The sequence below is a fragment of the Kitasatospora terrestris genome, from assembly GCF_039542905.1.
Lineage (GTDB): Bacteria > Actinomycetota > Actinomycetes > Streptomycetales > Streptomycetaceae > Kitasatospora > Kitasatospora terrestris.
Map to the genome: position 1 here is coordinate 586,085 of NZ_BAABIS010000001.1, position 21,681 is coordinate 607,765.

26 protein-coding genes, 1 tRNA gene and 1 pseudogene are annotated in these 21,681 nt (G+C 71.1%); 16 read left to right on the top strand and 12 right to left on the bottom strand.

Annotation, left to right across the window (positions count from 1 at the left end; translation table 11 throughout):
* The first annotated feature begins 164 nt into the window (after nucleotides 1-164).
* Nucleotides 165-1,253, top strand: a complete 1,089-nt coding sequence (locus tag ABEB06_RS02840; protein ID WP_345701721.1) for a serine hydrolase domain-containing protein — start codon at nucleotides 165-167, stop codon at nucleotides 1,251-1,253.
* Between the two features lie 488 nt (nucleotides 1,254-1,741).
* On the opposite strand, the gene ABEB06_RS02845 is transcribed toward ABEB06_RS02840, so the two are convergent.
* Nucleotides 1,742-2,548, bottom strand: coding sequence for an alpha/beta fold hydrolase (locus ABEB06_RS02845; RefSeq protein WP_345695161.1), 807 nt, complete (start codon nucleotides 2,546-2,548; stop codon nucleotides 1,742-1,744).
* 98 nt (nucleotides 2,549-2,646) lie between these two features.
* Here ABEB06_RS02845 and ABEB06_RS02850 point away from each other — a divergent pair.
* Nucleotides 2,647-3,443, top strand: a protein-coding gene (locus ABEB06_RS02850; RefSeq protein ID WP_345701722.1) for an IS5 family transposase whose coding sequence is annotated in 2 segments (ribosomal slippage) — nucleotides 2,647-2,992 and nucleotides 2,992-3,443 — 798 coding nt in all. Because the reading frame shifts where the segments join, the coding sequence is not laid out codon by codon here.
* A 301-nt stretch (nucleotides 3,444-3,744) separates the two neighbouring features.
* Here the strand turns inward: ABEB06_RS02850 and ABEB06_RS02855 are convergent.
* Nucleotides 3,745-3,818 (bottom strand) — tRNA-Met (locus ABEB06_RS02855).
* 142 nt (nucleotides 3,819-3,960) lie between these two features.
* Here ABEB06_RS02855 and ABEB06_RS02860 point away from each other — a divergent pair.
* Nucleotides 3,961-4,272 (top strand): DUF6296 family protein, encoded by a 312-nt coding sequence (locus ABEB06_RS02860; RefSeq protein ID WP_345695162.1) that lies wholly within the window; start codon nucleotides 3,961-3,963, stop codon nucleotides 4,270-4,272.
* Between the two features lie 128 nt (nucleotides 4,273-4,400).
* On the opposite strand, the gene ABEB06_RS02865 is transcribed toward ABEB06_RS02860, so the two are convergent.
* The gene (locus ABEB06_RS02865) at nucleotides 4,401-4,574 is read right to left on the bottom strand and encodes a CsbD family protein (RefSeq protein WP_345695163.1); all 174 of its coding nucleotides are present in this window, start codon (nucleotides 4,572-4,574) and stop codon (nucleotides 4,401-4,403) included.
* Nucleotides 4,575-4,707: 133 nt separating this feature from the next.
* On the opposite strand from ABEB06_RS02865, the gene ABEB06_RS02870 reads away from it, so the two are divergent.
* From ABEB06_RS02870 to ABEB06_RS02895, 6 genes are all read left to right on the top strand, one after another.
* The gene (locus tag ABEB06_RS02870) at nucleotides 4,708-4,878 is read left to right on the top strand and encodes a hydrophobic protein (protein ID WP_345695164.1); all 171 of its coding nucleotides are present in this window, start codon (nucleotides 4,708-4,710) and stop codon (nucleotides 4,876-4,878) included.
* Between the two features lie 146 nt (nucleotides 4,879-5,024).
* Complete coding sequence (locus ABEB06_RS02875) at nucleotides 5,025-5,735, top strand: ANTAR domain-containing protein (RefSeq protein WP_345695165.1); 711 nt, start codon at nucleotides 5,025-5,027, stop codon at nucleotides 5,733-5,735.
* A gap of 101 nt (nucleotides 5,736-5,836) precedes the next feature.
* On the top strand, nucleotides 5,837-6,691 hold the full coding sequence (locus tag ABEB06_RS02880; RefSeq protein ID WP_345695166.1) for an IS5 family transposase: 855 nt from the start codon (nucleotides 5,837-5,839) through the stop codon (nucleotides 6,689-6,691).
* Nucleotides 6,688-7,086 (top strand): type IV toxin-antitoxin system AbiEi family antitoxin domain-containing protein, encoded by a 399-nt coding sequence (locus ABEB06_RS02885; RefSeq protein ID WP_345695167.1) that lies wholly within the window; start codon nucleotides 6,688-6,690, stop codon nucleotides 7,084-7,086. Before ABEB06_RS02880 ends, ABEB06_RS02885 begins: the two co-directional genes overlap by 4 nt.
* Nucleotides 7,087-7,125: 39 nt before the next feature.
* A protein-coding gene (locus tag ABEB06_RS02890) for an IS5 family transposase (RefSeq protein ID WP_345701722.1) occupies nucleotides 7,126-7,922 on the top strand; the annotation gives its coding sequence in 2 pieces (ribosomal slippage) (nucleotides 7,126-7,471 and nucleotides 7,471-7,922; 798 coding nt in all).
* Between the two features lie 21 nt (nucleotides 7,923-7,943).
* The gene (locus ABEB06_RS02895) at nucleotides 7,944-8,135 is read left to right on the top strand and encodes a hypothetical protein (protein ID WP_345695168.1); all 192 of its coding nucleotides are present in this window, start codon (nucleotides 7,944-7,946) and stop codon (nucleotides 8,133-8,135) included.
* Between the two features lie 125 nt (nucleotides 8,136-8,260).
* Here the strand turns inward: ABEB06_RS02895 and ABEB06_RS02900 are convergent, their stop codons facing one another.
* Both ABEB06_RS02900 and ABEB06_RS02905 read right to left on the bottom strand, forming a co-directional pair.
* Nucleotides 8,261-8,857: a hypothetical protein gene (locus ABEB06_RS02900; protein ID WP_345695169.1), complete on the bottom strand. Its 597-nt coding sequence runs from the start codon at nucleotides 8,855-8,857 to the stop codon at nucleotides 8,261-8,263.
* A gap of 14 nt (nucleotides 8,858-8,871) precedes the next feature.
* Nucleotides 8,872-9,252 carry an STAS domain-containing protein gene (locus ABEB06_RS02905; RefSeq protein ID WP_345695170.1) on the bottom strand — a complete coding sequence of 127 codons (381 nt, stop codon included), beginning with the start codon at nucleotides 9,250-9,252 and terminating at the stop codon, nucleotides 8,872-8,874.
* A 225-nt stretch (nucleotides 9,253-9,477) separates the two neighbouring features.
* Here ABEB06_RS02905 and ABEB06_RS02910 point away from each other — a divergent pair, with 225 nt between their 5' ends.
* Nucleotides 9,478-9,876, top strand: a complete 399-nt coding sequence (locus ABEB06_RS02910; protein WP_345695171.1) for an ATP-binding protein — start codon at nucleotides 9,478-9,480, stop codon at nucleotides 9,874-9,876.
* Nucleotides 9,877-10,086: 210 nt separating this feature from the next.
* On the opposite strand, the gene ABEB06_RS02915 is transcribed toward ABEB06_RS02910, so the two are convergent.
* Nucleotides 10,087-10,638 (bottom strand): EF-hand domain-containing protein, encoded by a 552-nt coding sequence (locus ABEB06_RS02915; RefSeq protein ID WP_345695172.1) that lies wholly within the window; start codon nucleotides 10,636-10,638, stop codon nucleotides 10,087-10,089.
* Between the two features lie 804 nt (nucleotides 10,639-11,442).
* Here ABEB06_RS02915 and ABEB06_RS02920 point away from each other — a divergent pair.
* Nucleotides 11,443-12,744 carry a DUF1254 domain-containing protein gene (locus ABEB06_RS02920; RefSeq protein ID WP_345695173.1) on the top strand — a complete coding sequence of 434 codons (1,302 nt, stop codon included), beginning with the start codon at nucleotides 11,443-11,445 and terminating at the stop codon, nucleotides 12,742-12,744.
* Here ABEB06_RS02920 and zapE read toward each other — a convergent pair.
* The gene (gene zapE / locus ABEB06_RS02925) at nucleotides 12,637-13,848 is read right to left on the bottom strand and encodes a cell division protein ZapE (RefSeq protein ID WP_345695174.1); all 1,212 of its coding nucleotides are present in this window, start codon (nucleotides 13,846-13,848) and stop codon (nucleotides 12,637-12,639) included. The genes ABEB06_RS02920 and zapE overlap by 108 nt on opposite strands.
* 577 nt (nucleotides 13,849-14,425) lie before the next feature.
* On the opposite strand from zapE, the gene ABEB06_RS02930 reads away from it, so the two are divergent.
* A complete protein-coding gene (locus tag ABEB06_RS02930) occupies nucleotides 14,426-14,566 on the top strand; it encodes a contact-dependent growth inhibition system immunity protein (protein WP_345695175.1) in 141 nt (46 codons plus the stop codon).
* Nucleotides 14,567-14,745: 179 nt separating this feature from the next.
* On the opposite strand, the gene ku is transcribed toward ABEB06_RS02930, so the two are convergent.
* The 5 genes from ku to ABEB06_RS02955 form a co-directional block, all read right to left on the bottom strand.
* Complete coding sequence (gene ku, locus ABEB06_RS02935) at nucleotides 14,746-15,804, bottom strand: non-homologous end joining protein Ku (RefSeq protein ID WP_345695176.1); 1,059 nt, start codon at nucleotides 15,802-15,804, stop codon at nucleotides 14,746-14,748.
* Between the two features lie 491 nt (nucleotides 15,805-16,295).
* Entirely contained in the window at nucleotides 16,296-16,685 is a 390-nt protein-coding gene (locus ABEB06_RS02940; protein ID WP_345695177.1) for a hypothetical protein, read from the bottom strand.
* An 88-nt stretch (nucleotides 16,686-16,773) separates the two neighbouring features.
* On the bottom strand, nucleotides 16,774-17,262 hold the full coding sequence (locus tag ABEB06_RS02945) for an SPW repeat protein (protein ID WP_345695178.1): 489 nt from the start codon (nucleotides 17,260-17,262) through the stop codon (nucleotides 16,774-16,776).
* 65 nt (nucleotides 17,263-17,327) lie between these two features.
* A complete protein-coding gene (locus ABEB06_RS02950) occupies nucleotides 17,328-17,591 on the bottom strand; it encodes a hypothetical protein (RefSeq protein WP_345695179.1) in 264 nt (87 codons plus the stop codon).
* 325 nt (nucleotides 17,592-17,916) lie between these two features.
* Nucleotides 17,917-18,492: an SMI1/KNR4 family protein gene (locus ABEB06_RS02955; protein WP_345695180.1), complete on the bottom strand. Its 576-nt coding sequence runs from the start codon at nucleotides 18,490-18,492 to the stop codon at nucleotides 17,917-17,919.
* A gap of 132 nt (nucleotides 18,493-18,624) precedes the next feature.
* Between ABEB06_RS02955 and ABEB06_RS02960 the strand changes: the two genes are divergently transcribed.
* The 4 genes and pseudogenes from ABEB06_RS02960 to ABEB06_RS02975 all read left to right on the top strand — a co-directional run bounded on the left by ABEB06_RS02960 (nucleotide 18,625) and on the right by ABEB06_RS02975 (nucleotide 21,680).
* On the top strand, nucleotides 18,625-19,212 hold the full coding sequence (locus ABEB06_RS02960) for a cadmium resistance transporter (protein WP_345695181.1): 588 nt from the start codon (nucleotides 18,625-18,627) through the stop codon (nucleotides 19,210-19,212).
* 105 nt (nucleotides 19,213-19,317) lie between these two features.
* A pseudogene (locus ABEB06_RS02965) lies at nucleotides 19,318-19,521 on the top strand (hypothetical protein); the annotation flags it as partial.
* A gap of 39 nt (nucleotides 19,522-19,560) precedes the next feature.
* Complete coding sequence (gene ctaD, locus ABEB06_RS02970) at nucleotides 19,561-21,291, top strand: aa3-type cytochrome oxidase subunit I (protein ID WP_345695182.1); 1,731 nt, start codon at nucleotides 19,561-19,563, stop codon at nucleotides 21,289-21,291.
* On the top strand, nucleotides 21,288-21,680 hold the full coding sequence (locus ABEB06_RS02975) for a hypothetical protein (protein ID WP_345695183.1): 393 nt from the start codon (nucleotides 21,288-21,290) through the stop codon (nucleotides 21,678-21,680). Before ctaD ends, ABEB06_RS02975 begins: the two co-directional genes overlap by 4 nt.
* Nucleotide 21,681: the final 1 nt, after the last annotated feature.

Genomic DNA, 21,681 nt, shown 5'->3' on the forward strand with positions numbered 1-21,681 from the left:
GGCGCTCATCCCCGGAACTGATGATCTTCGCAGTCGGTGGGTGGTGTCATCGAAAGGCCCGGCGCACCCGGGACCTCATGTCCACACGACCGCAGGAGAGATCCTTCGTGGAACCCCGGCCCCGCCGCTGGAGGTCACTGACCTCCGCCGCCGTCACCGCCGCCATGGGCGTCACCGCCCTTGCCGCGGCCCCTTCCTCCGTTGCGGCTCCCCGCCCCGACGCCGTCCAGCGACAGCTTGACGCGCTGGTGCGCCAGGACGGCGCCCCCGGAGCGCTGGCCGCCGTGAAGGGACGGAACGGGCGGACCCGCACCTACACCGCCGGCGTCGGGGACGTGGCCACGGGCGCCGCCGTGCCCAGGGACGGGCAGGTGCGGATCGGCAGCAACACCAAGACGTTCACCGCCGTCGTCGTGCTCCAGCTCGTCGGCGAAGGGCGCGTGAAGCTCGACGAACCGGTGGAGACGTACCTGCCGGGCGTCGTGCGCGGAACGGGGATCGACGGCAACGCCATCACCGTGCGCCAGCTCCTCCAGCACACCAGCGGACTGCCCAACTACACCGACTACCTCGACGACGACATCCGCCACTACCAGCCCCGCGAACTGGTCGACATCGCACTCCGGCACCCGGCCGCCTTCCAGCCCGGCAAGGGGTGGACGTACAGCAACACCAACTACGTGCTGGCCGGCCTGATCACCGAGGAGGTCACCCACCACCCGCTCGCCGCCGAGATCGACCGGCGCATCGTCCGCCGCCTCGGGCTGCGGCACACCTACTTCCCCGCACCGGGCGACGCGACCATCCGCGGGGCCCACCCGCACGGCTACTACCGGGAATCGGCCACCGGCCCGCTGATCGACATCACCGACATGGACCCGTCCTGGGCCTGGGCAGCGGGCCAGATGGTGTCCACCCCCTCGGACCTCGACCGGTTCTTCGGCGCCCTCGCCGGCGGGGACCTGCTGCGCCCCGCCGAACTCACCGAGATGCAGCGCACCGTGGACGCCGGAAAGCCCTTCGCCCCGGGCTCCCAGTACGGGCTCGGGCTGGTGAGCACGCCGTTGTCCTGCGGCGGGGTGTACTGGGGCCACGGCGGCAGCATCCCCGGCTACGAGACCCGCGGCGGCGCGACGGCGGACGGCCTCACCGCCACTGTCGCGATCACCGTCCAGCCCGGCGACGACGCCACCGCAAGGCACCTGGAAGCCGCGGTCGACACAGCCCTGTGTGCCGCCGAGCGTGTCCACTGACCGGCGTGCCGCCGCGCCGAAGCCCTCCTGCCCTGTCTTCCGGCTCTGGTCCGGGTGCCGTTGTCCACCCAGCCGCCCTCGCTGGTGAGGCACTTGCCGCCGTGCACGGTGAAGATGTGGTCGCGCGGCTGGCCCTCGCCGTGGTCCATCCGCTGCGAGCTGTAGAGCTCGTTGAACTCGCAGGTCCACAGCGTGAGAACGGTTCCGTTGGTGCCCGAGGCGCCGCCCTTGGGCACCATGCACTTGCCGCTGAGGTCATTGACGAGGAACAGGTCGTCCCAGTGCCACTTCTGCGCAGCACTGACGTTCCAGGTCCACAGGGTGATCACAGCACCGAAGACGATCACCTCGTCGGAACAAGGGAACCGCTCCCCCGCCCGGAGGGGGACACGACCCCGCGGTGCGTCAGATGCCGGGCGCTAGACGGTTTTGCGGACTCGCCCGTCAGCCAGTCGCATTGCGGGGCGGGACGGCCTGCGCGGGTCGGATCAGAGGGTGGCGAGGAAGTTCCGGACGGTGGTGGCGAAGGCGTCCGGGGCGGTGGTGTACAGGAGGTGGTCGGCGTCCAGTTCGGCGAACGCGGTGCCGGGGCGGCGCTCGACCATGGCGGCGGCCTGGTCGGCCGGCAGGGTGCCCTTGGTCGCGCGGATCAGCAGGGCGGGGCAGTTCGTGGCCGTCCACTGGGCCCAGTGGTCGCCGTGGACCTGGTCCTCGGAGCTGTACATGTCCTGCGGGTGGAAGGGCAGCCGCCAGGTGCCGTCGGCGTTCTCCCGCAGGCGGTCGGAGAAGTACGGCGCGGCCGGGCCGAGCCCTTCGACCAATGCCTCGCGGGTGGGCGCGTCGTAGGGCAGGTTCAGCAGGAAGCCGAACGGGTTGGTGCCGTCGAGGCCGAGCGCGACCGGGCCCTCGGCGTTGACGAGCGCGGCGACGCGCTCGGGGTGGCGGGCCGCGAACTGGTAGGCGTTGATGGCGCCGAGGGAGTGGCCGAGCAGGACGACCTCGCCCAGGTCCAGGTGATCCAGGAGGGTCTCCAGGTCCGCGAGGTAGCCGTCGCGCGAGTAGTCGGCGGCGCGGTCGGACTCGCCCTGGCCGCGCTGGTCCGGGGCGATCAGCCGCCACTGGGGGCCGAGCGCCGCGGCCAGGTCGGCGAAGGTGGCGCCCTCGGACAGGTGCCCGTGCAGGGCGACCAGCGGCCGGCCCGTGCCGCCGAAGTCCAGGTACGAGAGCCGGCGACCGTCGATGGACAGTTCGGCCCGGGAAGCGGTGGCGGGCGTGGTCGCGGTCGGGTTGGTCATGTCTGGTCCCCCCGGAGAGTCGGATGCGGTCGACGGCTTGATCGACGGGAAGAGCTTAGAAGTCATCTCATTTGGGCTTGTAGGCTGCTCGCGTGACGATCGTGGAGCGTCTGGTGCCGGACGAGTTGTGGGAGCTGTTCCAGCGGGTGGTGCCGGCGGCGCCGACCCGGCCGCAGGGTGGTGGCCGCCGGCGCCACGGGGACCGGGAGGTGCTGGCCGCGATCGTGTTCGTGGCCACGTCCGGGTGCACATGGGCCCAGCTGCCGCCGTGTTTCGGACCGTCCGGGCCGACCGCGCACCGCCGGTTCACGGAGTGGACCGCGGCCCGGGTGTGGGCCAAGCTCTACCGCCTGGTCCTGGACGAACTCGGCGCTCGCGGCGAGCTGGACTGGTCCAGGTGCGCGGTCGACTCGGTGAACATGCGCGCCACGAAAAGGGGGAGCTGACGGGTCCGAATCCTGTCGATCGGGGCAAGTTCGGGTCGAAGATCCACTTGCTCACCGAACGCACCGGTCTGCCCATCTCGCTCGCGATCTCCGGCGCCAACCTGCACGACAGCCAGGCCCTGATCCCGCTCGTCGAGGCGATCCCGCCGATCCGCTCCCGCCGCGGCCCGAGACGGCGCCGGCCCGGCAAGCTCCACGGCGACAAAGCCTACGACCACCGCTTCATCCGCTCCTACCTGCGTCGACGGCAGATCACCCACCGCATTGCCCGCCGCGGCATCGAGTCCTCGACCCGCCTCGGCCGGCACCGCTGGGTCATCGAGCGGACGGTGGCATGGCTCGGCGGTTTCCGCCGGCTCCACCGCCGCTACGAACGCAAAGGCACCCACTTCGCCGCTTTCGCCACCATTGCCGCCGCCCTCATCTGCCACCGCAGACTGGCCAAATGAGATGACTTCTTAACCCAGAATGGGACGGTTGTGTAAGACAATTGTTCAACCGATGCCGCAGGATGATCTTGGCTGTGGGGTGCCGCTGCCCGGTGATGACGGGGATGGGCGTGATTCCTGCGGGTGCGCCCGCGGCGGTGCCAGCAGTCGAGACCGGCGACGACGGCATTGCCACCGACCTGCTGCGCAACTGCCCGCACAGCCGGCCCGGCACCCGCCGACCCGCATCCGAGGCCGCAGCACTGCGGCGGAACACGGCCGGGCCCGGTGCGCAGCAGCGCACCGGGCCCGGACCATCGAGTAGCGGGGACAGGATTTGAACCTGCGACCTCTGGGTTATGAGCCCAGCGAGCTACCGAGCTGCTCCACCCCGCGTCGGTGGACACGACCTTACGGCACGTCAGCTGCCCAGTGCGAACCGGTTTCACCCGGCGCGTCGCGATCACGGGATCGGCGAGTGTCGGCGAGCGGGCAGGATCCCGCCCGGACGGGGAATGTCGGTGGTTGAGAGGGGCGGGTGGCGATCACGGCGGTGCACACCGAGCGGGGCCGGCTGGAGACCAGCCGGGACGGCCTCGGGTGCGACTGGACCTGGACGGCCGTCCACCGGGCACGTCCTCGTGGCGTCGGCCTGCCCGGAGTGCGGGTGCACGCCAAGCCCTCCCCCACCCGCCTGCGGTTCTTCACCCCCGACGGCCACCCCGTCTACGCCGACCCCGCCACCGGCCTGCGCGTGGAGATCCACGGCGGCGCCGCCAAGGTCCTCGGCACCCCCGAGCCGCGCGGTCGGGGTGCAGGCCCGGCATGGTGCTCGGTGACGTCCACGTAGGCGTGGCGGTAGTGGGCGGCGAAGTGCCTGGTGGGGGCTGCCCCCGGCGTCGACCGGCCCCGCGGACGGGGCTTCACCGGACAACAGGGGCCGGGGGCGGGTCCGAAGGCCCCCGGCCGATGGACCGGTCAGCGCCCGAAGGCGTCCTTGACCTTCTCGCCCGCCTGCTTGAGGTCGCCCTTCGCCCGGTCGGTACGGCCCTCGGCCTCCAGGCGCTCGTTGCCGACGGCCTTGCCCGCGGCCTCCTTCGCCTTCCCCTTGATCTTCTCGCCGGTGTTCTCGACCTTGTCGCCCGTGCTCACGGCGGCCTCCCAGTTCGTCGGTTGCTCGATCGGCCAAGCGGTCGGCTGCCCCGGACTGTGCGGAACATTCGGCGAATGTTCCGCACAGTCCGGGGCAGCAGGCGCCACGACAATCGACTCTCGGAGGTTCACCGTGGTGCCGCTTCTGCTCGTCCTGCTCCTCGCCCTGCTGCTGTTCGGGGCCGGCTTCGCCCTGAAGGTCCTCTGGTGGGCCGCGATCATCGTCTTCATCGTCTGGCTGGTCGGGTTCGTCGCCCGCGGCGCCCATCCGTCCGGCGGCCGCCACCGCTGGTACCGCTGGTAGGCACCGTCCCCACGAATCTCCCGCCCCGACCGGCGAGGCCTCCTCCCGGCCGGGGCGGGAGAGCACTTTCTCGACCCGGTGGGCGGCCCCCGGGCCGTACGCAGGGGCGCCCCGGTTCGGCGGGTTCGCCGGTGGGCGCGGCCTTGATGTCGAGGACTGCCGAGCGGCACGTCGCGGCACCGGCCCTGCCGGGTGGGCGTCCTGACAGGTGGCCCCGGGGACGGCGCTCGACGAAACTGCTGGCCCTCCTGCCCGTGCACGGCCTGGCGCTCAGCCTGGTGGCGGACGGCACCTACGCCGCCGCCCTGTCCGCCACCGACCCTGTGGCGCGCCAGGTGGCCGAGACCCAGTTCACCCTGGGCGACGGCCCCGGTCTGCTGGCCGCGAAGGTCGCCGCCCCCGTCCTCGCCTCGGACCTCGCCTCCATGACCGACGCCCGCCGCTGGCCGCTCTTCGCCCCGCAGGCCGTCGAGGCCGGGGCCCGCGCGGTCTACTCCCTGCCGCTGGGCACCTCCACCGTCGTGATCGGCACCCTCGACCTCTACCGCGCCGCCGCCGGCCTGCCCAGGCCCGACGAACTCGCGGACGCCGTCCTCGCCTCGGACGTCGCCACCAGCGTGCTCACCGCCCTGGACCACCGGCCCTCGCCGGACGACGGCGTCGCGGCCTGGCTCCACGAAACCGGCACCGGCGAGGACGAGGTCTACCACGCCACCGGGATGATCATGGCCGCCACCGGAACCGGCGCCGCCGAGGCCCTGGCGCTGCTGCGGGCCCGAGCGTTCCGCGAGGGCCGCACCGCCGCCGACGTGGCCCGCGACATGATCCACCGCAGGATCGAGCCGGGGTCAGAATGAGAGGGCGTTAAGTCCGTTTCTGGATGATCTGGTGTCGCCCGTTCGTGTGTACGGAGCCGTCCAGGCTGAGTCGCCTGTCGTGAGCATGGTGGGGTCGGGGTATGGAACGGATGTCGTACTCAACGGACTTGTCCGACGGGCAGTGGGCCTTGATCGAGCCACTGGTCACCGCCTGGAAGCAGGAGCGGGTGTCGCGGTCGGCGACCGGGGACCCGGGCTCCTGCGACCTGCGCGAGGTCGTGAACGCACTGCTTTACCAGAACCGGACGGGCTGCCAGTGGCGGCTCCTGCCACACGACTTACCGACCTGGTCGGCGGTGTTCTACTACTTCACCCTGTGGCGCCAGGACGGCCTTGACCAGCGGATCCAGGAGATCCTGCGCTGCCAGGTCCGGGAGCGGGCCCGTCGATTAGAGGACCCGTCCCTGGTGATCATCGACACCCAGTCCGTCCGCGCGGCGGCCGGGGTACCGAAGGCGACCACGGGACTGGACGCGAACAAGAAGACGTCCGGCAGGAAGCGGGGACTGGCCGTCGACGTACTGGGCCTGGTCATCGGTGTAGTGGTCCTCGCCGCGAGCGCGCACGACAACGAGGCCGGCATCGCCCTGCTGGACCAGGCAGCCGAACGGTGCGGGATGCGACTGGAGAAGGCCTTGGTCGACCAGGGCTTCAAGGACGCCGTGATCATCCACGGGGCGGTGAAGGACATCACCGTCGAGGTGGTCCGGCGCAACCCCGACGACGTGGGCAAGGGGTTCGTTCCGCAACCGAAGCGGTGGGTGGTCGAGCAGGTCAACGGCACCCTCATGCTCCACCGACGCCTCGCCCGCGACTACGACCACCGGCCCGACAACGCCGCCTCCCGCGTCTACTGGGCCTCCACCGCGGGCATGCTCCGCCGCCTCACCACCCCCAGCCCCACCTGGCGCGACGACGTCGAGCTGGCCGCGTGAGCATCACCGAACTCCTGCGGCTGCTGCAGGCCGAACACGACGAGACCGCCGCACGAGCCCACAGCCTGCGCGAACAGATCGAGCGACTGACCGCCGAGCTCGCAGACGCCGAAGCCCGCCTGGCCGAGCTCACCGTGACCCGCAAGGTCATCGACGGCCTCACCTCGCCCGACCATAAACCGGCCCCCTCGGACACGGACACCGTCTACCAGCGCATCGTGACCGCCTTCAACGAGCACCCCGAGCGGGTCTTCCGCGTTCGCGAGCTACACGAACTCCTCGGGCTGTCCACCGACGAGCCCTCGATCAACGTCACCCGCTCCCGCCTGGGACGACTCGTTCGTCAGGGACTCCTCGAACAACCCGGACGAGGCCACTACCAGAAACGGACTTAGAAGTCATCTCATTTGGGCTTGTAGGCTGCTCGCGTGACGATCGTGGAGCGTCTGGTGCCGGACGAGTTGTGGGAGCTGTTCCAGCGGGTGGTGCCGGCGGCGCCGACCCGGCCGCAGGGTGGTGGCCGCCGGCGCCACGGGGACCGGGAGGTGCTGGCCGCGATCGTGTTCGTGGCCACGTCCGGGTGCACATGGGCCCAGCTGCCGCCGTGTTTCGGACCGTCCGGGCCGACCGCGCACCGCCGGTTCACGGAGTGGACCGCGGCCCGGGTGTGGGCCAAGCTCTACCGCCTGGTCCTGGACGAACTCGGCGCTCGCGGCGAGCTGGACTGGTCCAGGTGCGCGGTCGACTCGGTGAACATGCGCGCCACGAAAAGGGGGAGCTGACGGGTCCGAATCCTGTCGATCGGGGCAAGTTCGGGTCGAAGATCCACTTGCTCACCGAACGCACCGGTCTGCCCATCTCGCTCGCGATCTCCGGCGCCAACCTGCACGACAGCCAGGCCCTGATCCCGCTCGTCGAGGCGATCCCGCCGATCCGCTCCCGCCGCGGCCCGAGACGGCGCCGGCCCGGCAAGCTCCACGGCGACAAAGCCTACGACCACCGCTTCATCCGCTCCTACCTGCGTCGACGGCAGATCACCCACCGCATTGCCCGCCGCGGCATCGAGTCCTCGACCCGCCTCGGCCGGCACCGCTGGGTCATCGAGCGGACGGTGGCATGGCTCGGCGGTTTCCGCCGGCTCCACCGCCGCTACGAACGCAAAGGCACCCACTTCGCCGCTTTCGCCACCATTGCCGCCGCCCTCATCTGCCACCGCAGACTGGCCAAATGAGATGACTTCTAACGTCCTCTGATGAGTACAGCACCGACCACACCGAGCCGGGACGGGAAGCAGGCGAAGGACATGATCCGCGAGCAGCAGCTGGCCCGGGCCTTCGTCGGCATGGCCGACACCCTCGCACCGGCTTCGACCCCCTCACCCTCTTCGACGCCCACGTCGCCCACTGCGTGGACCTCCTCGACGCCGACGCGGGCGGCGCCCTGATGGCCGACGCCCGGCACATGAACTCGTACGCGACCTCGGAATCTGCGGTGTCGAACGCGGATCGCGTCACCGGAACGTGCTGGAGCACTGTCGGTCGCCACCTTCGTGCTCGCACCCGGCCTCGCTCAGGTGTTCTGGGACGGTGCCGATTCCGACGCTACGCCCCTGTTGTCCTCCTGGCGAAAGCCGCGCACCACCGCCCTCGCGCCGGGGGCAGCCGCGCCGGCCGGAGCACGGGTCCGACCCGCACGCCAGGAGCGCAGGTGCGCGGGCGCGGGCGCGGGTTCGGCGTCGAGGTCCTCGGCGAGGGCGGCGTGAAGGCGTCGGACGGCGTTCTCGGCGTCGGTGAGCTCGTCGGCCCCGGGGACGCGGGTGCCGAAGGTCAGCGCGTCCTCCGCGGTCAGCGCCCTCCAGCGCAGGACCGGGGTCAGGGCGTCCGCGGCCCGGGCGAGGAACCAGGCCAGGCGCCCGTGGGTGCGGGCCACCGCGATCGCGATCGCGGCGACGGCTTCGCGCAGGTGCTCCAGGCGTTCGATACCCGCCAGCGCCTCCTGCGCCGGGGCGGGGCCGACCGCGTCCGCCAGGCGCGCAGCGGTCGCGCGGGCCAGGTCCGCGTCGTGCGCGGGCAGCTCCCACAGCCCCTGCCCCACCTGCCGCGCCATCTCGTGGGCCAGCGCCTCGACCTGCGCGCACATCCCTGCGTCGCCCGTGACCGGATCCATGGGAGCCTCCCCCGTCATACGCCCCCGTCCACGCCCACACCGAGCGCCGACACCGCGGAAGCGGCGGGCAGGACCTCGAGAACCGTACCTGTTCCAGTGATCTCCAGCAGGCGGGCCAACTGTTCGCCCGGGGCGGCGAGCCGGAACGCGACCCCCAGCTCGGCGGCCTCGCGGCGGGCCCGCAGCAGTTCGTTCAGACCGTCGCAGGCGCAGAACGTCACTCCCGAGCAGTCGACCACGAGCACCCCGGGCAGCGGACGTCCGGCCAGCGCCCGGCGCAGCACACGGGCCGGCACCGGCGCGGTGTCCATGTAGGCCTCCCCCTCCAGCGCGACCACCAGCGTTCCCGGCGGCGCCGGACGCCGCCTCGCTCCCAGTTCCGCGTGCACAGCCATGGGATCGGCCTCCCTCCCGACGGGCTGCTGTCCTTCCTCCACGGTTTCCCGGCGAGCCGACCGCGTACTGCCACGTAAGCGAACACCTGCGCCACCGACCGTTCCGAAAACGAAGCCCGGCCGGTCGGCCCGCGCTGCGCCCCGGCCACCGCGCTTACGGGCGCGGGTAGCGGCAAGACGCCCAGGTGGCCCGGCTACCGGGTCTCCACGAGGAAGGTGAGGACCATGCGGACCGCGGGCCACTGGCACATCGGCCTGGCCGCCGACAGCGCCTCGTCGGCGGCACCCGGTATGGCATACGTCCGGCGGACGCTCGACGCCATGCCGCACGAGGGCGCCGACGCCGCCCGGCAGAAGGGCGACGTCCTGCTGGTGGCGTGCGAGCTCCTGGCGAATGCCTGCCGGCACACGCCCGGGCCCACCGACCTCGACATCGACCTCGACGGCGACCGGCTGACCGTCGCCGTCACCGACTCGAGCGCCACCTTGCCCGAGCCCCGACCCTGGTGCCCGGCCGCCCCGAACGGCCACGGCCTGCACATCGTCGAGCGCCTCACGACCGGCTGGGGCACCGTTCCGGCCGGGTCGGGCAAGACGGTCTGGGCGTGCCTGCCCTGGACCTGAACGACCGGTGGGCGGCCGTCCGCACCGTCGGTGGGCCTGGGCCCCTGCCGTGCAGGCGAAAGCGGTCCGGCCCGGAGCCACCATCCGTGGTTCCCGGCCGGACCGCTGTCCGGGTGCAACGCGCAGGAGGGCCGCCGGACGAGGGCCAGGCCGTCGTCCGACCCGGTGCCCCGTCCGGGGCTCCGCCGTGCTGGTCGGCAGCCCTGTGTGTCAGCGGGACAGGCGGCCGTAGATCAGGCTGCCCGGGGCCTCCAGGTCCTGGGAGTAGAAGAACTCCCTGACCGCGCGGATGAACTCCTGCCGGCTGATGACCCCGTCACCGTCGGTGTCCAGCTTGGCGAAGGTGTCCATGGCACCGGGGTCGGTGATGTTCCAGACATCCAGGTACTGCTTGAACTCGGCCTTGCTGATGGTGTTGTCGCCGTCGGTGTCCATGATGTCGAAGATGGCGTGCGGAACGCCCTCGACCATGTTGAAGCGGCTGGTGTCCACGCTCGCCGCGCGGCTGGCGAAGTGGTACTGCTCCTTGGAGAGGCGGTTGGCGCCGTCCGCGTGGCGCAGCAGCTCGGCCCACTGCATCTGGTACGAGATCAGCAGTGCCTGCGCCCGACGGTCGCTCTTGTCGATCTTGTAGCCGGTCAGGTAGCGGTCGACGAGGCGCTGGTAGTCGCTCCAGTCGACGTAGCCGTCGCCGTCGGTGTCGGTGGCGGCGAACAGCTGGTCCAGCTTGATGGTGATCGGGTCAGTGGTGGCGGTAGCCATGATCGGCCTCTCTCGCAGGTGATGGTGCGGGTACGCATCAGCGCGCCCGCACCGAAGCTAGGGCCGGGACCGTCACCGAAGGCCGTCGAAATCCCATGTCGCAGGCAAGTTCGCACAATGATGTGAACCCTCTTCATCACCGGTGTAGCTCCGGATGGATCGGGTATCGAATCGTGTTCTCACGGTGACTGCGCCTGGCGGCGCCAGACCACGTGCGCCGGAACCCCCGCCACGCGGCAAGACGACGAAACGGCAGCGCAACAGCCCCACACCGCAGAGGAGTTCTTCCCGACCCGGCTACGGGACCGGGCCGCAGGGCGACCGTCCCGCACAGTCTCCGGGCAACCGGAGGGTCCCGTTACGGCAATCGGCGAACATGGCGCGTTCACGACCGGCGCATCCGGCGCACGGATCCCGCACACGGGCGAGGCGCCCACGGTTCCATCCCGCACGCGTCCCGGCCGCCTGCTGTTTTCCGAACCACCGTCCTGCTGTTGTTTCCGATCGCCGGACCGGGGCGGTGTTCGATCATGGCGCGGAGTGGATCAAGGGTTGCCTGTGCCCCCTCCGCGCGCAAGGCGCGGCTCCCGCACCACGAACCAGACCCGCGTCGGGCGTCGGTCACCGCACCGCCACAGCTCGCCGGCGCGCCCGACCGCCGGGGCCTCTCCGGGGCCGGTTCCACGGAATGGCGCGGACCGGTGGTTCACCCGTTCGGCCGGTCGCAGTTGCCGGTGGCGTCCGGCCCCGGAAGCGTCCTGAAGGGGCGGCGATGCCCCGGTGCCGGACCGAGGAGAAGCGCGCATGATGTCGGACGACCTCACGACGCTCGCCCACGAGGCGTACGTATACCTGTACCCGCTGGTCACGATGGACGTCACCCGCCGGCAGGCGGTGTCCGCCCCCACGGGGACCAAACCGCTCTTCGGACCGCCGAACGAGTTCCACCACCTGCGCGAGTTCCCATCGGCGGAGTTCCGCTCGGTGGTGCGACCGAACTTCGACACCCTCTACTCGTCCGCGTGGCTCGACCTGACGGCCGGCCCGGTCGAGTTGCACGTCTCGGACACCGCGGGCCGCTACTTCATGGTCCCGCTGCTGGACATGTGGACCGACGTGTTCGCCACCCTCGGCCCCCGCACCACCGGCTCCGGCGACCAGGACTACCTGGTGGTCGGCCCCGACCACCAGGGCGAACTGCCCGCCGGGGCGGCCGTGCTGCGCTCGCCGACGCCGTACGCATGGGTCATCGGACGGATCCAGACCAACGGGACGTCCGACTACGAGAAGGTCCGGCGGATCCAGGACGGCCTGACACTGACCGCCCGCGAGCCGGTCGAGCACCGGGTCGACCCGACCGTGGACGCCGTCAGCGACCCACTGGCCACCGTCAACGGCTTCACCGCGGTCGAGTTCTTCACCCACGCGTGCCGGGCCCTGGCCGCCAACCCGCCGCACGCCACCGACTTCGCCGTACTGGCGCGCATCGCGCACCTGGGCATCGTCCCCGGCCGCGACTTCGACCCGGCGGGGTTCTCCGACACGGACCTGGCCGCGCTGGAGGCCGGGGCCCGCAACGCCAGAGAGGCGATCCTGGCCTCCCCCGCCACCATCGGCACGGGCGTCAACGGCTGGCGCGTCACCGCCGAAACCATGGGCGTGTACGGCAACGCCTACTTCAAGCGGGCCGCCGTCACCGCGATCGGGCTCGGCGCCAACCCTCCGGAGGACGCCATCTACCCCGTCCTCACCACCGACGCGGACGGCAACCCCGTCACCGGCGAGCACGACTACCTGCTGCACTTCCCGGCCGACGACCTGCCGCCGGTCGCCGCGTTCTGGTCGGTCACGATGTACGACGCCGAGGGCTTCCAGGTCGCCAACCCCATCAACCGCTTCGCGCTGGGCGACCGGGACGCGTTGGCCTACAACCCCGACGGCTCCCTCGACATCCACATCTCCCACAGCGACCCGGGACCCGAGCGGCGCGCGAACTGGCTACCGGCACCGACCGGCCCGCTCGGCCTCACCCTGCGCCTGTACGCACCCCGCCCCGAAGCCCTCGACGGACGCTGGACCCCGCCCCCCGTCCGCCGACTCACCTGAGCCGCACCGGTCTGCGGATTCGTGCGCGGTCGGCGGAACGGCGCCCGCGGGTGCGTGCTGCTCCAGCAGGGACAGGCGGCTGGCGGTCCGGTTGATGTCGGCGGGCAGGCCGTCGCCGCGGAGCACTTCGGCCAGGGGCGCCCGGCTCACCAGGGTGAGCGGTGTTCCCCGGTCGCACAGGACGTCGATCAGGTTGGCGAAGCGCTGGGCCGCGTCCCGGTTGGTCTCGGCCAGCCGGGGCAGGCCCGTGAGCACCCAGTCCTGCGCGGTGTCGGCGAGTTCCAGGTAGTCGCCGGTCGAGACGGGACGGTCGCACAGCTCGTGGAAGTCGAACCAGACCTGCCCGTCGCGCACGGCCAGGGCCTCCACCTTCCCGGTCCCGGCGCGCAGCGGGCGCCGTTCGTCCGCTGTCGGCACGGTCAACCCCGCGTCGGTGAGCTGATGTTCGGTGCCGGGCCACAGGTGGCGTCCGGCGGCGAACCCGGAGCGGGGCCGGCCCGCGCCGCGGGAGGTCCGGTAGTCCTGGCCGTCCGGCAGCTCGACGACGTCCAGCGAGGCTTCCAGCAGGGCGATGACCGGTTCGAAGAGCTGGTGGAAGACGGGGTTGGGCAGCAGGCCGGCGGGCGGGTAGTTGGAGGTGGCGAGCAGGGTGGTCCCGCGGGCGAGGAGCGAGCGCACGACCCGTCCGATCAGCATCGCGTCGCCCGCGTCGTGGACGTGGAACTCGTCGAAGTACAGGAACCGGCAGTCGCCGAGCAATTCCTCGACCGCCCGGTCGCTTGCGGCCCGTTCGTCCCGGTACCGGCCGTAGGCGGTGTGGAAGCGGCGGAAGAACTCGTGGAAGTGCAGGCGCCGCTTCTCCGTCTCCTCGGTCAGCGGGACGGCGTCGAACAGCGTGTCCGCCAGCCAGCTCTTGCCCCGGCCGACCGATCCCCACAGGTAGACCCCGCGAACCGGCGCCGTCGCCCGGCCGAACAGCCGCCGTCTGCCGCCCAACGCCGATCCGAGTCCGGCGAGCCGGGCCGCCACCGCCCACTGCCCCTCGTCCAGCACCAGGCCGTCCCGCTCCGCGGCCCGCGTGAACTCCGCCGTCCCGACCACCATGCCCCCTCCCCTGATCGATGATCTTCAAGGCTCCCGACCATACGTCACGGGGCGTTCTCGTTCGCGCCGCTCAGCCCATCAGTCCGGCGGATCCCGGTGATGACGCCGACCCGGCCTCGCGCTCGAAGGAGCACTCGAAGAGCAGGCACTCGCCCTCCTTCCACCGCCCCTGACGCCGGAGGACTGCGGGCCACGCGGCTGAGCGCCGACACCGCCCGGGTGGAGAGCATCCCAGGCCCCGGCTTGACGGACCTTGCCGCGCAGGACGGCCCACGGGGCATCGACCAACGTCACACCAGGTCCTGCCGAACGTTCCGACGGAGGACCAACTCCCGCTCGGCACAGGAGAAGAGCCGGAACGGAGATAGCGCAGGTACTCGTGTCCGCAGAGTGGGGAAACCTGGGGGGAGCCATGACGGGTGACCGTCACGATGCAGCCGGCACGCCTCGCCGCACCCGGCGCCAGAAGCTTTCCAACTGACCCAGCGCCGACGGCTCGGACCGCGTTCGAGATCTGACATGGGACGACCGGTCGGTGACGCGGCTCGTGAACCGTGACCGCTCTCTTGAGGAGCTTGTGCGCGACTGCTGGTCGGCCCCGTCAGGCGGCGAAGCCCGGCTGAAGGCGACCGTGCGCGAGCTGCGGCGCAGGCCGCTCGGTGGCCTGACGGTCGAGGACATGCGGCTGCTGACCAGGCAGGACGTGGGCCTCGCCTAGCCCATGTCCTGCCCCTGGCGGTGGAGGTCCTCCGGGACCGCCTGATCGTTTCGGAGTTGGCCGAGGTGCCGCACGGGCGGTCGTGGGCCGGGGCGCATCGCAGCACGGCCCTGGGCGGGTAGACTCCGCCCAGGTGCTCGCGAACCGCCCTCTCGGAGAAACCACCGGTGGGTTGTCGGTCAGGAGGCGGCGCGCAGGTGGCTGCGGGCCGCTTTGGCGACGGCTTTTTGGAGTTCGTCGCGGGTCATGGTGGAGCGGTGGGCGATCTCGTACTGGGTGGCCTTCTCGTAGAGCTGCGCCTTGGTCAGCTGGGACAGGTCTTCCTTCGCGGTGACGCGCTTCTTCGCGGCCGGCTTCTTCGCGTCGGCGGACCGGGCACTGCTGGTGCTCTTCTTCCCGTCGGTGGCCTTCGGCGTTGTGCGCGACGAGCGGGCGGCGGGCTCTGCTGTGCCGCCCTTGACGCCTTCGAGGCTGCGTTTGAGGACGTCCATGAGGTCGACGATGTTGGTGGCCTCGGCGGGCGGCCCTTCGGAGACGGCGATCTCGCGGCCGGCGAGCTTGTCCTCGATCAGCTTTCTGACCTGCTCCTCGAAGGTGTCGTGGTACTCGCTGGGGTCCCAGTCCACGCTGAGCACGTCGATGAGCTGCTGGGCGGTCGCCAGCTCCTGCCGGCTGTACTTCGCCGGGCCGTCCGGCAGGTCGCCGATCTCCTGGTGCGGGTCGCGGACCTCGTCGGCCCAGTGCATGGTGTGCAGCTCCAGCAGGCCGCCCTCGGCACGCACCGCGGTCAGGTACTCCTTGCCGCGCATGGAGAACAGGGCGATACCGGCCCGGTTGGAGCGGGTCAGCGCCTCGGTGAGGAGCTGGAAGATCTTCGCGTACTCCTTGCCCTTCGGCCCGAGGTAGTACGTCTTGTCGAAGAAGATCGGGTCGACCTGGTCCAGGTCGACGAAGCCGGAGATGTCGATGGTGCGCGAGCGCCCGGGGGAGATCTGTTCCAGCTCGTCCGGCTCGACGACCACGTACTCGCCGTCGGTGACCTCGAAGCCCTTGACGATCTCCGAGTACGGGACCTCGTCGCCGGTGCGCTCGTTCACGCGCTTGTTGCGCACCCGGTCGCCGGTGCCGCGCTGCAGCTGGTGGAAGGCCACGCTGTGGCTGTCGGTCGCGGTGTACAGCGACACGGGCACGGTCACCAGGCCGAAGGTGAGCACGCCGGTCCATACGGGTCTGGCCATCACGACCCCTTTCCTCCTCGCCGGCGCGGCGGCCCGGGTGGTGCCGCTCGGCGGACTGCCCAGGCCACCGGGCCGGCCCTCGCCCCGGGCCGGGTGGCCTGGGGCTCCTGCCGGGCGGCTGCCCGGCCGGCTTCCTTCTTAGACCCCGACCCGCGCCGCCACCAGCGGCGGGCGGGCCGGGTTGGGCCAGTCGGGCGATCCCCGCGGGGCGCTGACGCGTGCCGCTGTGGTTTCCGGGACGGGGGCTACCCGGTCACAGGAGCAGGAGAGGCATCGGAGTCGGCCACCCGTTCAAGGACAAGGCGAGGGACCCGGCGGACCAGGTCAGGAGCGCACTCGGCGACCACGGCGCGACGGCCGAGCAGTGGGAGTGACCGCAGCTCCCGCCGCGGCGCCCCCGGTGGTCCTCGGACCGCTGGGGGCGCCGCGGTTCCCGGTCGCCTCTGCGGCCCCGGGCGGGGCCGACGGGCGGCCTTGCGCAGGGCGGTCGGTCACCGGGGCTCCGGGGCCGGCCGTGCCCGCAGCCAGGCGAAGATCCAGCCGGCTTCCAGGGCGGCGTCGAGGAGGTAGGTGGGACGGATCCGCCCGGTGGGGACGTTGGCGAGGTCGACGGCCAGCAGGGTCAGTGCGGTACCGAGGCCGATGAGCCGGGCGTGCGCCGGCCCGTCGGGGTCGCGGGCGGCGGCGAGCTGGGTGGCGCCGACGGAGACCAGCAGGCCCCCCGTCGTGGTCTGCAGCCACGCGTCGGTCTTCCGTCCGAAGACCCACTCGAAGCTGCGGCGGTGCAGCAGCGGCCACAGCCCGCCGACCGCGTTGAAGGCGCCCTGCGCCACGGCCACCGAAACGGCCGGGGCAGGCCCGGCGTCGTTCCGCGTATCCATCGCGTTCCTCCCTCCTGCGCGCGGCCGGCCCGCAGACCCGTCCGGCACGCGGGCCGACGGTGCGCGGGCCGACGGTGCGCGGCCGGTGTCAGAGTCCGTCGTGCGGGTTGGCGCGGGTGCCCTGCCGGGCCGCTGTGGCGTTCTGGACGCGCTGGGGCCTGCCGCGGGCGCCTGCGGCGGCCGCGCAGGCGAGCAGGAGGGCGACGGCGCCGGTGATGAGGTTGCTGGTGATGGAGCGGGTGTGGGCGACGTCGCCGGCGACGACCCAGGGGGCGATCATGGTCCACACGCCGATGGCGGCGGCGGCCCAGGCCATGGAGTGGGTGCGCTCGTAGGAGGTGCCGAGGCCGCCGAGCAGCAGCATGAAGGCGATGCCGGAGAGCAGGTTGTTCACCGCCAGGGTGGTGAATCCGTTGAAGCCGCAGATCCAGGGTGAGGCGGCGAGGTAGAGGCCGGTGAGCAGCGCGAGGGCTTCGATCATCTGGCCGCGCGAGCTGACGGCGACGCGGTCGTGGCGGTCGCGGAGTTCGGCGAGGTCGGGGTGTTCTTCGATGGGTGGACGTTGGACGGATGTCATGGCGTTCTCCGGCGGGTGTGCGAAGAGAGGATGCGGCTGGACGGTGGGTCGGTCGCGGTCGGCCGTCAGGCGTTGGCGGCGATGCGGGGGTCTTCGACGTAGACGGGGTTGCTGTCCTCGCGCTCGTACTGGGAGAGCGCGAGCCCCATGCAGAAAAAGGTGGGTGCCCACTCGCCGACGAAGATGCCCCAGCGGTCGGCGCGGTCCAGGCCCGCGGGCTCGGCGGTGAGGGAGACCATCCAGGAGGCGAAGGACAGCCCGATGGAGGCGATGCCGGCCATGTAGGCGTGCTCGGACTTCACTCCGGCCTTGTGCAGCAGCTTGATCATGAGGGTTCTCCGCCCTGATGTGATGTGTGTGAGGTGTACGAATCCACGCGGCTGCCCGAACCGGGGCGTCCTACACGGGCGCCGGACCACCAGGATCCGAGTCATCGGCCGCACGCTGTTCCAGCAGATCTGCGAGCGCGGATTCCGCGGCGGCTACTGGACATTCACCTCCTGCCTCCGAACCCTGAAAGCCGGCACGGCCAGTACCCAGGAGATCGAGCACCTCGACCAGGCCGCCTCGCATGCCGGACATCGCGCAGGTGGCGGCATGCTCGAGGGAGCCGTGTACGGCCGGGGCTCGTTCCGGCTGCTGAGGATCCGGTCCTCACCCGTCCCCGAGCCGAGCCGACTGCAGTCGCGAGGCCGCGTCCGCCCAGCGGAGCCGGGGGAAGCCCCCGTTGACGGCGTCTTCTTCGTACCGGCCTCGGCCGTCCAGCCACGTCCCGAGCCACTCGGCGAGGCTGCCTCCGTCGACGAACCACGCCCTGGACACGTCCTGGCCGCTGATCGCGTTGGGATCGAAGAGCAGGACGGTTCCCTCGTCGCTGCGGCAGTCCACGCACGCGAACATCGCGCAGCCCCAGTCCAGCACCGGCACAACCCCTTCGGGCCATGACCACCAAGTGTCCGATCCTCGCGGAGGGATCCTGTCCGAGTACCCCTGCACCACCGAGGTCTCCCAGTCCGCGCTCGGCCCGCCGGAGAGCGGCAGAACGGAGTCCGAGGGACCGAAACCGCCGTTGCCGACCCTTCGGTAGAGCGCGGCGCGCAGGGGGTGCAGGCGAAAGCCGAGCTTCCGCTCGGCCTCGGCCGGCCCTGCGGCGGAAACCGGGGACCGGAGCAGGTCACTCGCGGCCGACGCAGCCACGACTCGGCTGATCAACTCCTCGAAGTCGTTCACGGCCGCATCGTCTCCGATGCGGCCGACAGGTCAAGCCATTCCGGGGGGCCGGTCCGGCTCCCCGCGCCCGGCGCGAGTCGGCTCCCGATAGCGTCAGCGGACACTCGTACCGAGGAAGAAGGACACCAACTCGTGGACCTGGGCATCATCGGGCAGGCCGTCGCCCTGTTCGCCGTCACCAACATCGACGACATCCTGATCCTGTCCCTGTTCTTCGCCCAGGGGGCCGGGCGCCCCGGCTCCGCGCGTCGGATCGTCATCGGCCAGTACCTCGGCTTCGCCGCCATCCTCGCCGTCGCCGTCGCCGCCGCGTTCGGCGCCACCTTCCTGCCCGAGTCGGCGATCCCCTACCTCGGCCTGCTGCCCCTCGGCCTCGGCCTCAAGGCGGCCTGGCAGGCGTGGAAGCACCGCGGCGACGAGGGCGACGAGCAGGAGACGGCCGAGGTCGGACCGAGGGCCCTGGAGGTGGCCGCCGTCACCTTCGCCAACGGCGGCGACAACATCGGCGTCTACGTCCCTGTCTTCGCCACCGCCGGCGTCGGCGGCATGAGCGTGTACGTGATCGTCTTCCTCGCCCTGGTCGCCGTCTGGTGCCTCGCGGGCCGCTTCTTCGCCACCCGCCCCCTGATCGCCAAGGCCCTCAGCCGCTGGGGCCACCTCCTGCTCCCCGTCGTCCTGATCACCATCGGCCTGCTCATCCTCGTCGAAGCCGGGGCCTGAGACACTCCGGTCCGTGCTGATCAAGGGATACGGCTACGGGCCGCTGGTCGCGGGTGAGCGGCCGCCCGAGCGCGCCGGATCGGCGAGCTGACCGGTCGGCAGGCCGAGCACGACCGTGAGCACCGACAGGTCCGCGCCCGGGTCGAGCACGTCTTCGCCCGGATGAAGACCTGGAAGATCCTCCGCGGCTGTCGCCGCAAGGGCGACGGACGGGTGCAACGGACGGGGGGCGCGTCAACACGGCGGCGGGTGTTCAACCCCGGCGGTCACCCACGCACCCGAGTGTCACCGTGCGTATCGCCCAGGTGACTGTTAGGTATGGCGTGTCTTCAGGAACGGAGCCTGCCCATGACCATCCTCACCGAGTCCGGCACCCCGCCCACTCCCCCCGGCCCCACTCGAACATCGCAGTGGGCCCGCCGGGGCAGGGCCATCGTCGTCTGGCTGACGACCACCGACCACAAAAAGATCGGCAGCCTCTACCTGGTCACTTCGTTCGTCTTCTTCCTGCTGGCCGGGATCATGGCGCTGATCATGCGTGCCGAGCTCGCCCGCCCCGGCATCCAGCTGGTCTCGAACGAGCAGTACAACCAGCTGTTCACCATGCACGGCACCGCCATGCTGCTGATGTTCGCGACCCCGCTGTTCGCCGGTTTCACCAACTGGATCATGCCGCTGCAGATCGGCGCCCCCGACGTCGCCTTCCCGCGGCTGAACATGTTCGCCTACTGGCTGTACCTGTTCGGCTCGACCATCGCCATCTCCGGCTTCCTCACCCCCAACGGGGCGGCGGACTTCGGCTGGTTCGCCTACACGCCGCTGTCCGACGGCACCCACAGCCCGTGGGTGAGCGGCGACATGTGGATCATGGGCCTGGCCTTCTCCGGCTTCGGCACGATCCTCGGCGCGGTCAACTTCATCACCACGATCATCTGCATGCGCGCCCCCGGCATGACGATGTTCCGGATGTCGATCTTCGTCTGGAACGTCCTGCTGACCTCCGTCCTGGTCCTGCTGGCCTTCCCCATCCTCGCCGCCGCGCTCTTCGCGCTGGAGGCCGACCGCAAGTTCGGCGCGCACGTCTTCGACCCGGCCAACGGCGGCCCGCTCCTCTGGCAGCACCTCTTCTGGTTCTTCGGTCACCCTGAGGTCTACATCATCGCGCTGCCGTTCTTCGGCATCGTCTCCGAAGTCATCCCGGTCTTCAGCCGCAAGCCGATGTTCGGCTACTCCGGCCTGATCGCCGCGACCATCGCCATCGCCGGACTCTCGGTCACCGTCTGGGCGCACCACATGTTCGTCACCGGCCAGGTGCTGCTGCCGTTCTTCTCCTTCATGACCTTCCTGATCGCCGTCCCGACCGGCGTGAAGTTCTTCAACTGGATCGGCACCATGTGGAAGGGCTCGCTCAGCTTCGAGACCCCGATGCTCTGGTCGATCGGCTTCCTGATCACCTTCCTCTTCGGCGGCCTGACCGGCGTGCTGCTGGCCTCCCCGCCGATCGACTTCCACGTCTCGGACTCGTACTTCGTCGTCGCGCACTTCCACTACGTGGTCTTCGGCACCGTCGTCTTCGCGATGTTCGCCGGCTTCCACTTCTGGTGGCCGAAGATGACCGGCAAGCTGCTCGACGAGCGCCTCGGCAAGATCTGCTTCTGGACGCTGTTCATCGGCTTCCACACCACCTTCCTGGTCCAGCACTGGCTCGGAGCCGAGGGCATGCCGCGTCGCTACGCGGACTACCTCGCCTCCGACGGCTTCACCACGCTGAACACCCTCTCCACCATCGGCTCCTTCCTGCTCGGCCTGTCCTTCCTGCCGTTCCTCTACAACGTCTGGAAGACCGCCAAGTACGGGGAGAAGATCGAGGTCGACGACCCGTGGGGCTACGGCCGCTCCCTGGAATGGGCGACCTCCTGCCCGCCGCCGCGGCACAACTTCCTCACCCTGCCCCGGATCCGCTCCGAATCCCCGGCGTTCAACCTCCACCACCCCGAGATCCCCGACGAGCTCCAGGACGCCGTCCACCAGGGCGGCGTCGCCCGCACCGCGGACGAGCGCGGCCGGGACGGCACGTGACCCTCCCCCACCCGGGCAAGCCTCGGCGCCGACCGCAGTCGCACCCTGCGGCGGCCGGCTCCGAGGCCGACCGGGGGCTGCGCAAGCTCGAGGGCTACCTGCACTGGCAGGCCGAGAACCAGCGGGCCCGGCAGGCCGCCCGCGACCTCGCCGACCTGCTGCCCTGGCTCACCACCGCCCAACGCCGCGACCTCGAGCACCACTACATCCGCACCCACCTGCACACCGCCCGCGAAAACCTGGTCCGGCTGCGCACTCGCCACGAGCAATTGCGCACCGAGTACGAGGCCCGGTACCGCGAGCTGAGGGCCCGCTGGACCGCATCGGTACTGGTGATCGCCGTTGCCGTGCTGTTCGTCATCGCCTGCGTCATCGCCGGTCTTCGCTGAC

Bases quoted from the DNA above. Each gene is read 5' to 3' on its own strand.
- ABEB06_RS02950 (WP_345695179.1), bottom strand. From the start codon at position 17,591: ATGATCAAGCTGCTGCACAAGGCCGGAGTGAAGTCCGAGCACGCCTAC.
- ABEB06_RS02880 (WP_345695166.1), top strand. From the start codon at position 5,837: ATGGAACGGATGTCGTACTCAACGGACTTGTCCGACGGGCAGTGGGCC.
- ABEB06_RS02910 (WP_345695171.1), top strand. From the start codon at position 9,478: ATGCGGACCGCGGGCCACTGGCACATCGGCCTGGCCGCCGACAGCGCC.
- ABEB06_RS02915 (WP_345695172.1), bottom strand. From the start codon at position 10,638: ATGGCTACCGCCACCACTGACCCGATCACCATCAAGCTGGACCAGCTG.
- ABEB06_RS02875 (WP_345695165.1), top strand. From the start codon at position 5,025: ATGTCGAGGACTGCCGAGCGGCACGTCGCGGCACCGGCCCTGCCGGGT.
- ABEB06_RS02840 (WP_345701721.1), top strand. From the start codon at position 165: ATGGGCGTCACCGCCCTTGCCGCGGCCCCTTCCTCCGTTGCGGCTCCC.
- ABEB06_RS02895 (WP_345695168.1), top strand. From the start codon at position 7,944: ATGAGTACAGCACCGACCACACCGAGCCGGGACGGGAAGCAGGCGAAG.
- ABEB06_RS02945 (WP_345695178.1), bottom strand. From the start codon at position 17,262: ATGACATCCGTCCAACGTCCACCCATCGAAGAACACCCCGACCTCGCC.
- ABEB06_RS02940 (WP_345695177.1), bottom strand. From the start codon at position 16,685: ATGGATACGCGGAACGACGCCGGGCCTGCCCCGGCCGTTTCGGTGGCC.
- ABEB06_RS02920 (WP_345695173.1), top strand. From the start codon at position 11,443: ATGATGTCGGACGACCTCACGACGCTCGCCCACGAGGCGTACGTATAC.
- ABEB06_RS02905 (WP_345695170.1), bottom strand. From the start codon at position 9,252: ATGGCTGTGCACGCGGAACTGGGAGCGAGGCGGCGTCCGGCGCCGCCG.
- ABEB06_RS02900 (WP_345695169.1), bottom strand. From the start codon at position 8,857: ATGGATCCGGTCACGGGCGACGCAGGGATGTGCGCGCAGGTCGAGGCG.
- ctaD (WP_345695182.1), top strand. From the start codon at position 19,561: ATGACCATCCTCACCGAGTCCGGCACCCCGCCCACTCCCCCCGGCCCC.
- ku (WP_345695176.1), bottom strand. From the start codon at position 15,804: ATGGCCAGACCCGTATGGACCGGCGTGCTCACCTTCGGCCTGGTGACC.
- ABEB06_RS02845 (WP_345695161.1), bottom strand. From the start codon at position 2,548: ATGACCAACCCGACCGCGACCACGCCCGCCACCGCTTCCCGGGCCGAA.
- zapE (WP_345695174.1), bottom strand. From the start codon at position 13,848: ATGGTGGTCGGGACGGCGGAGTTCACGCGGGCCGCGGAGCGGGACGGC.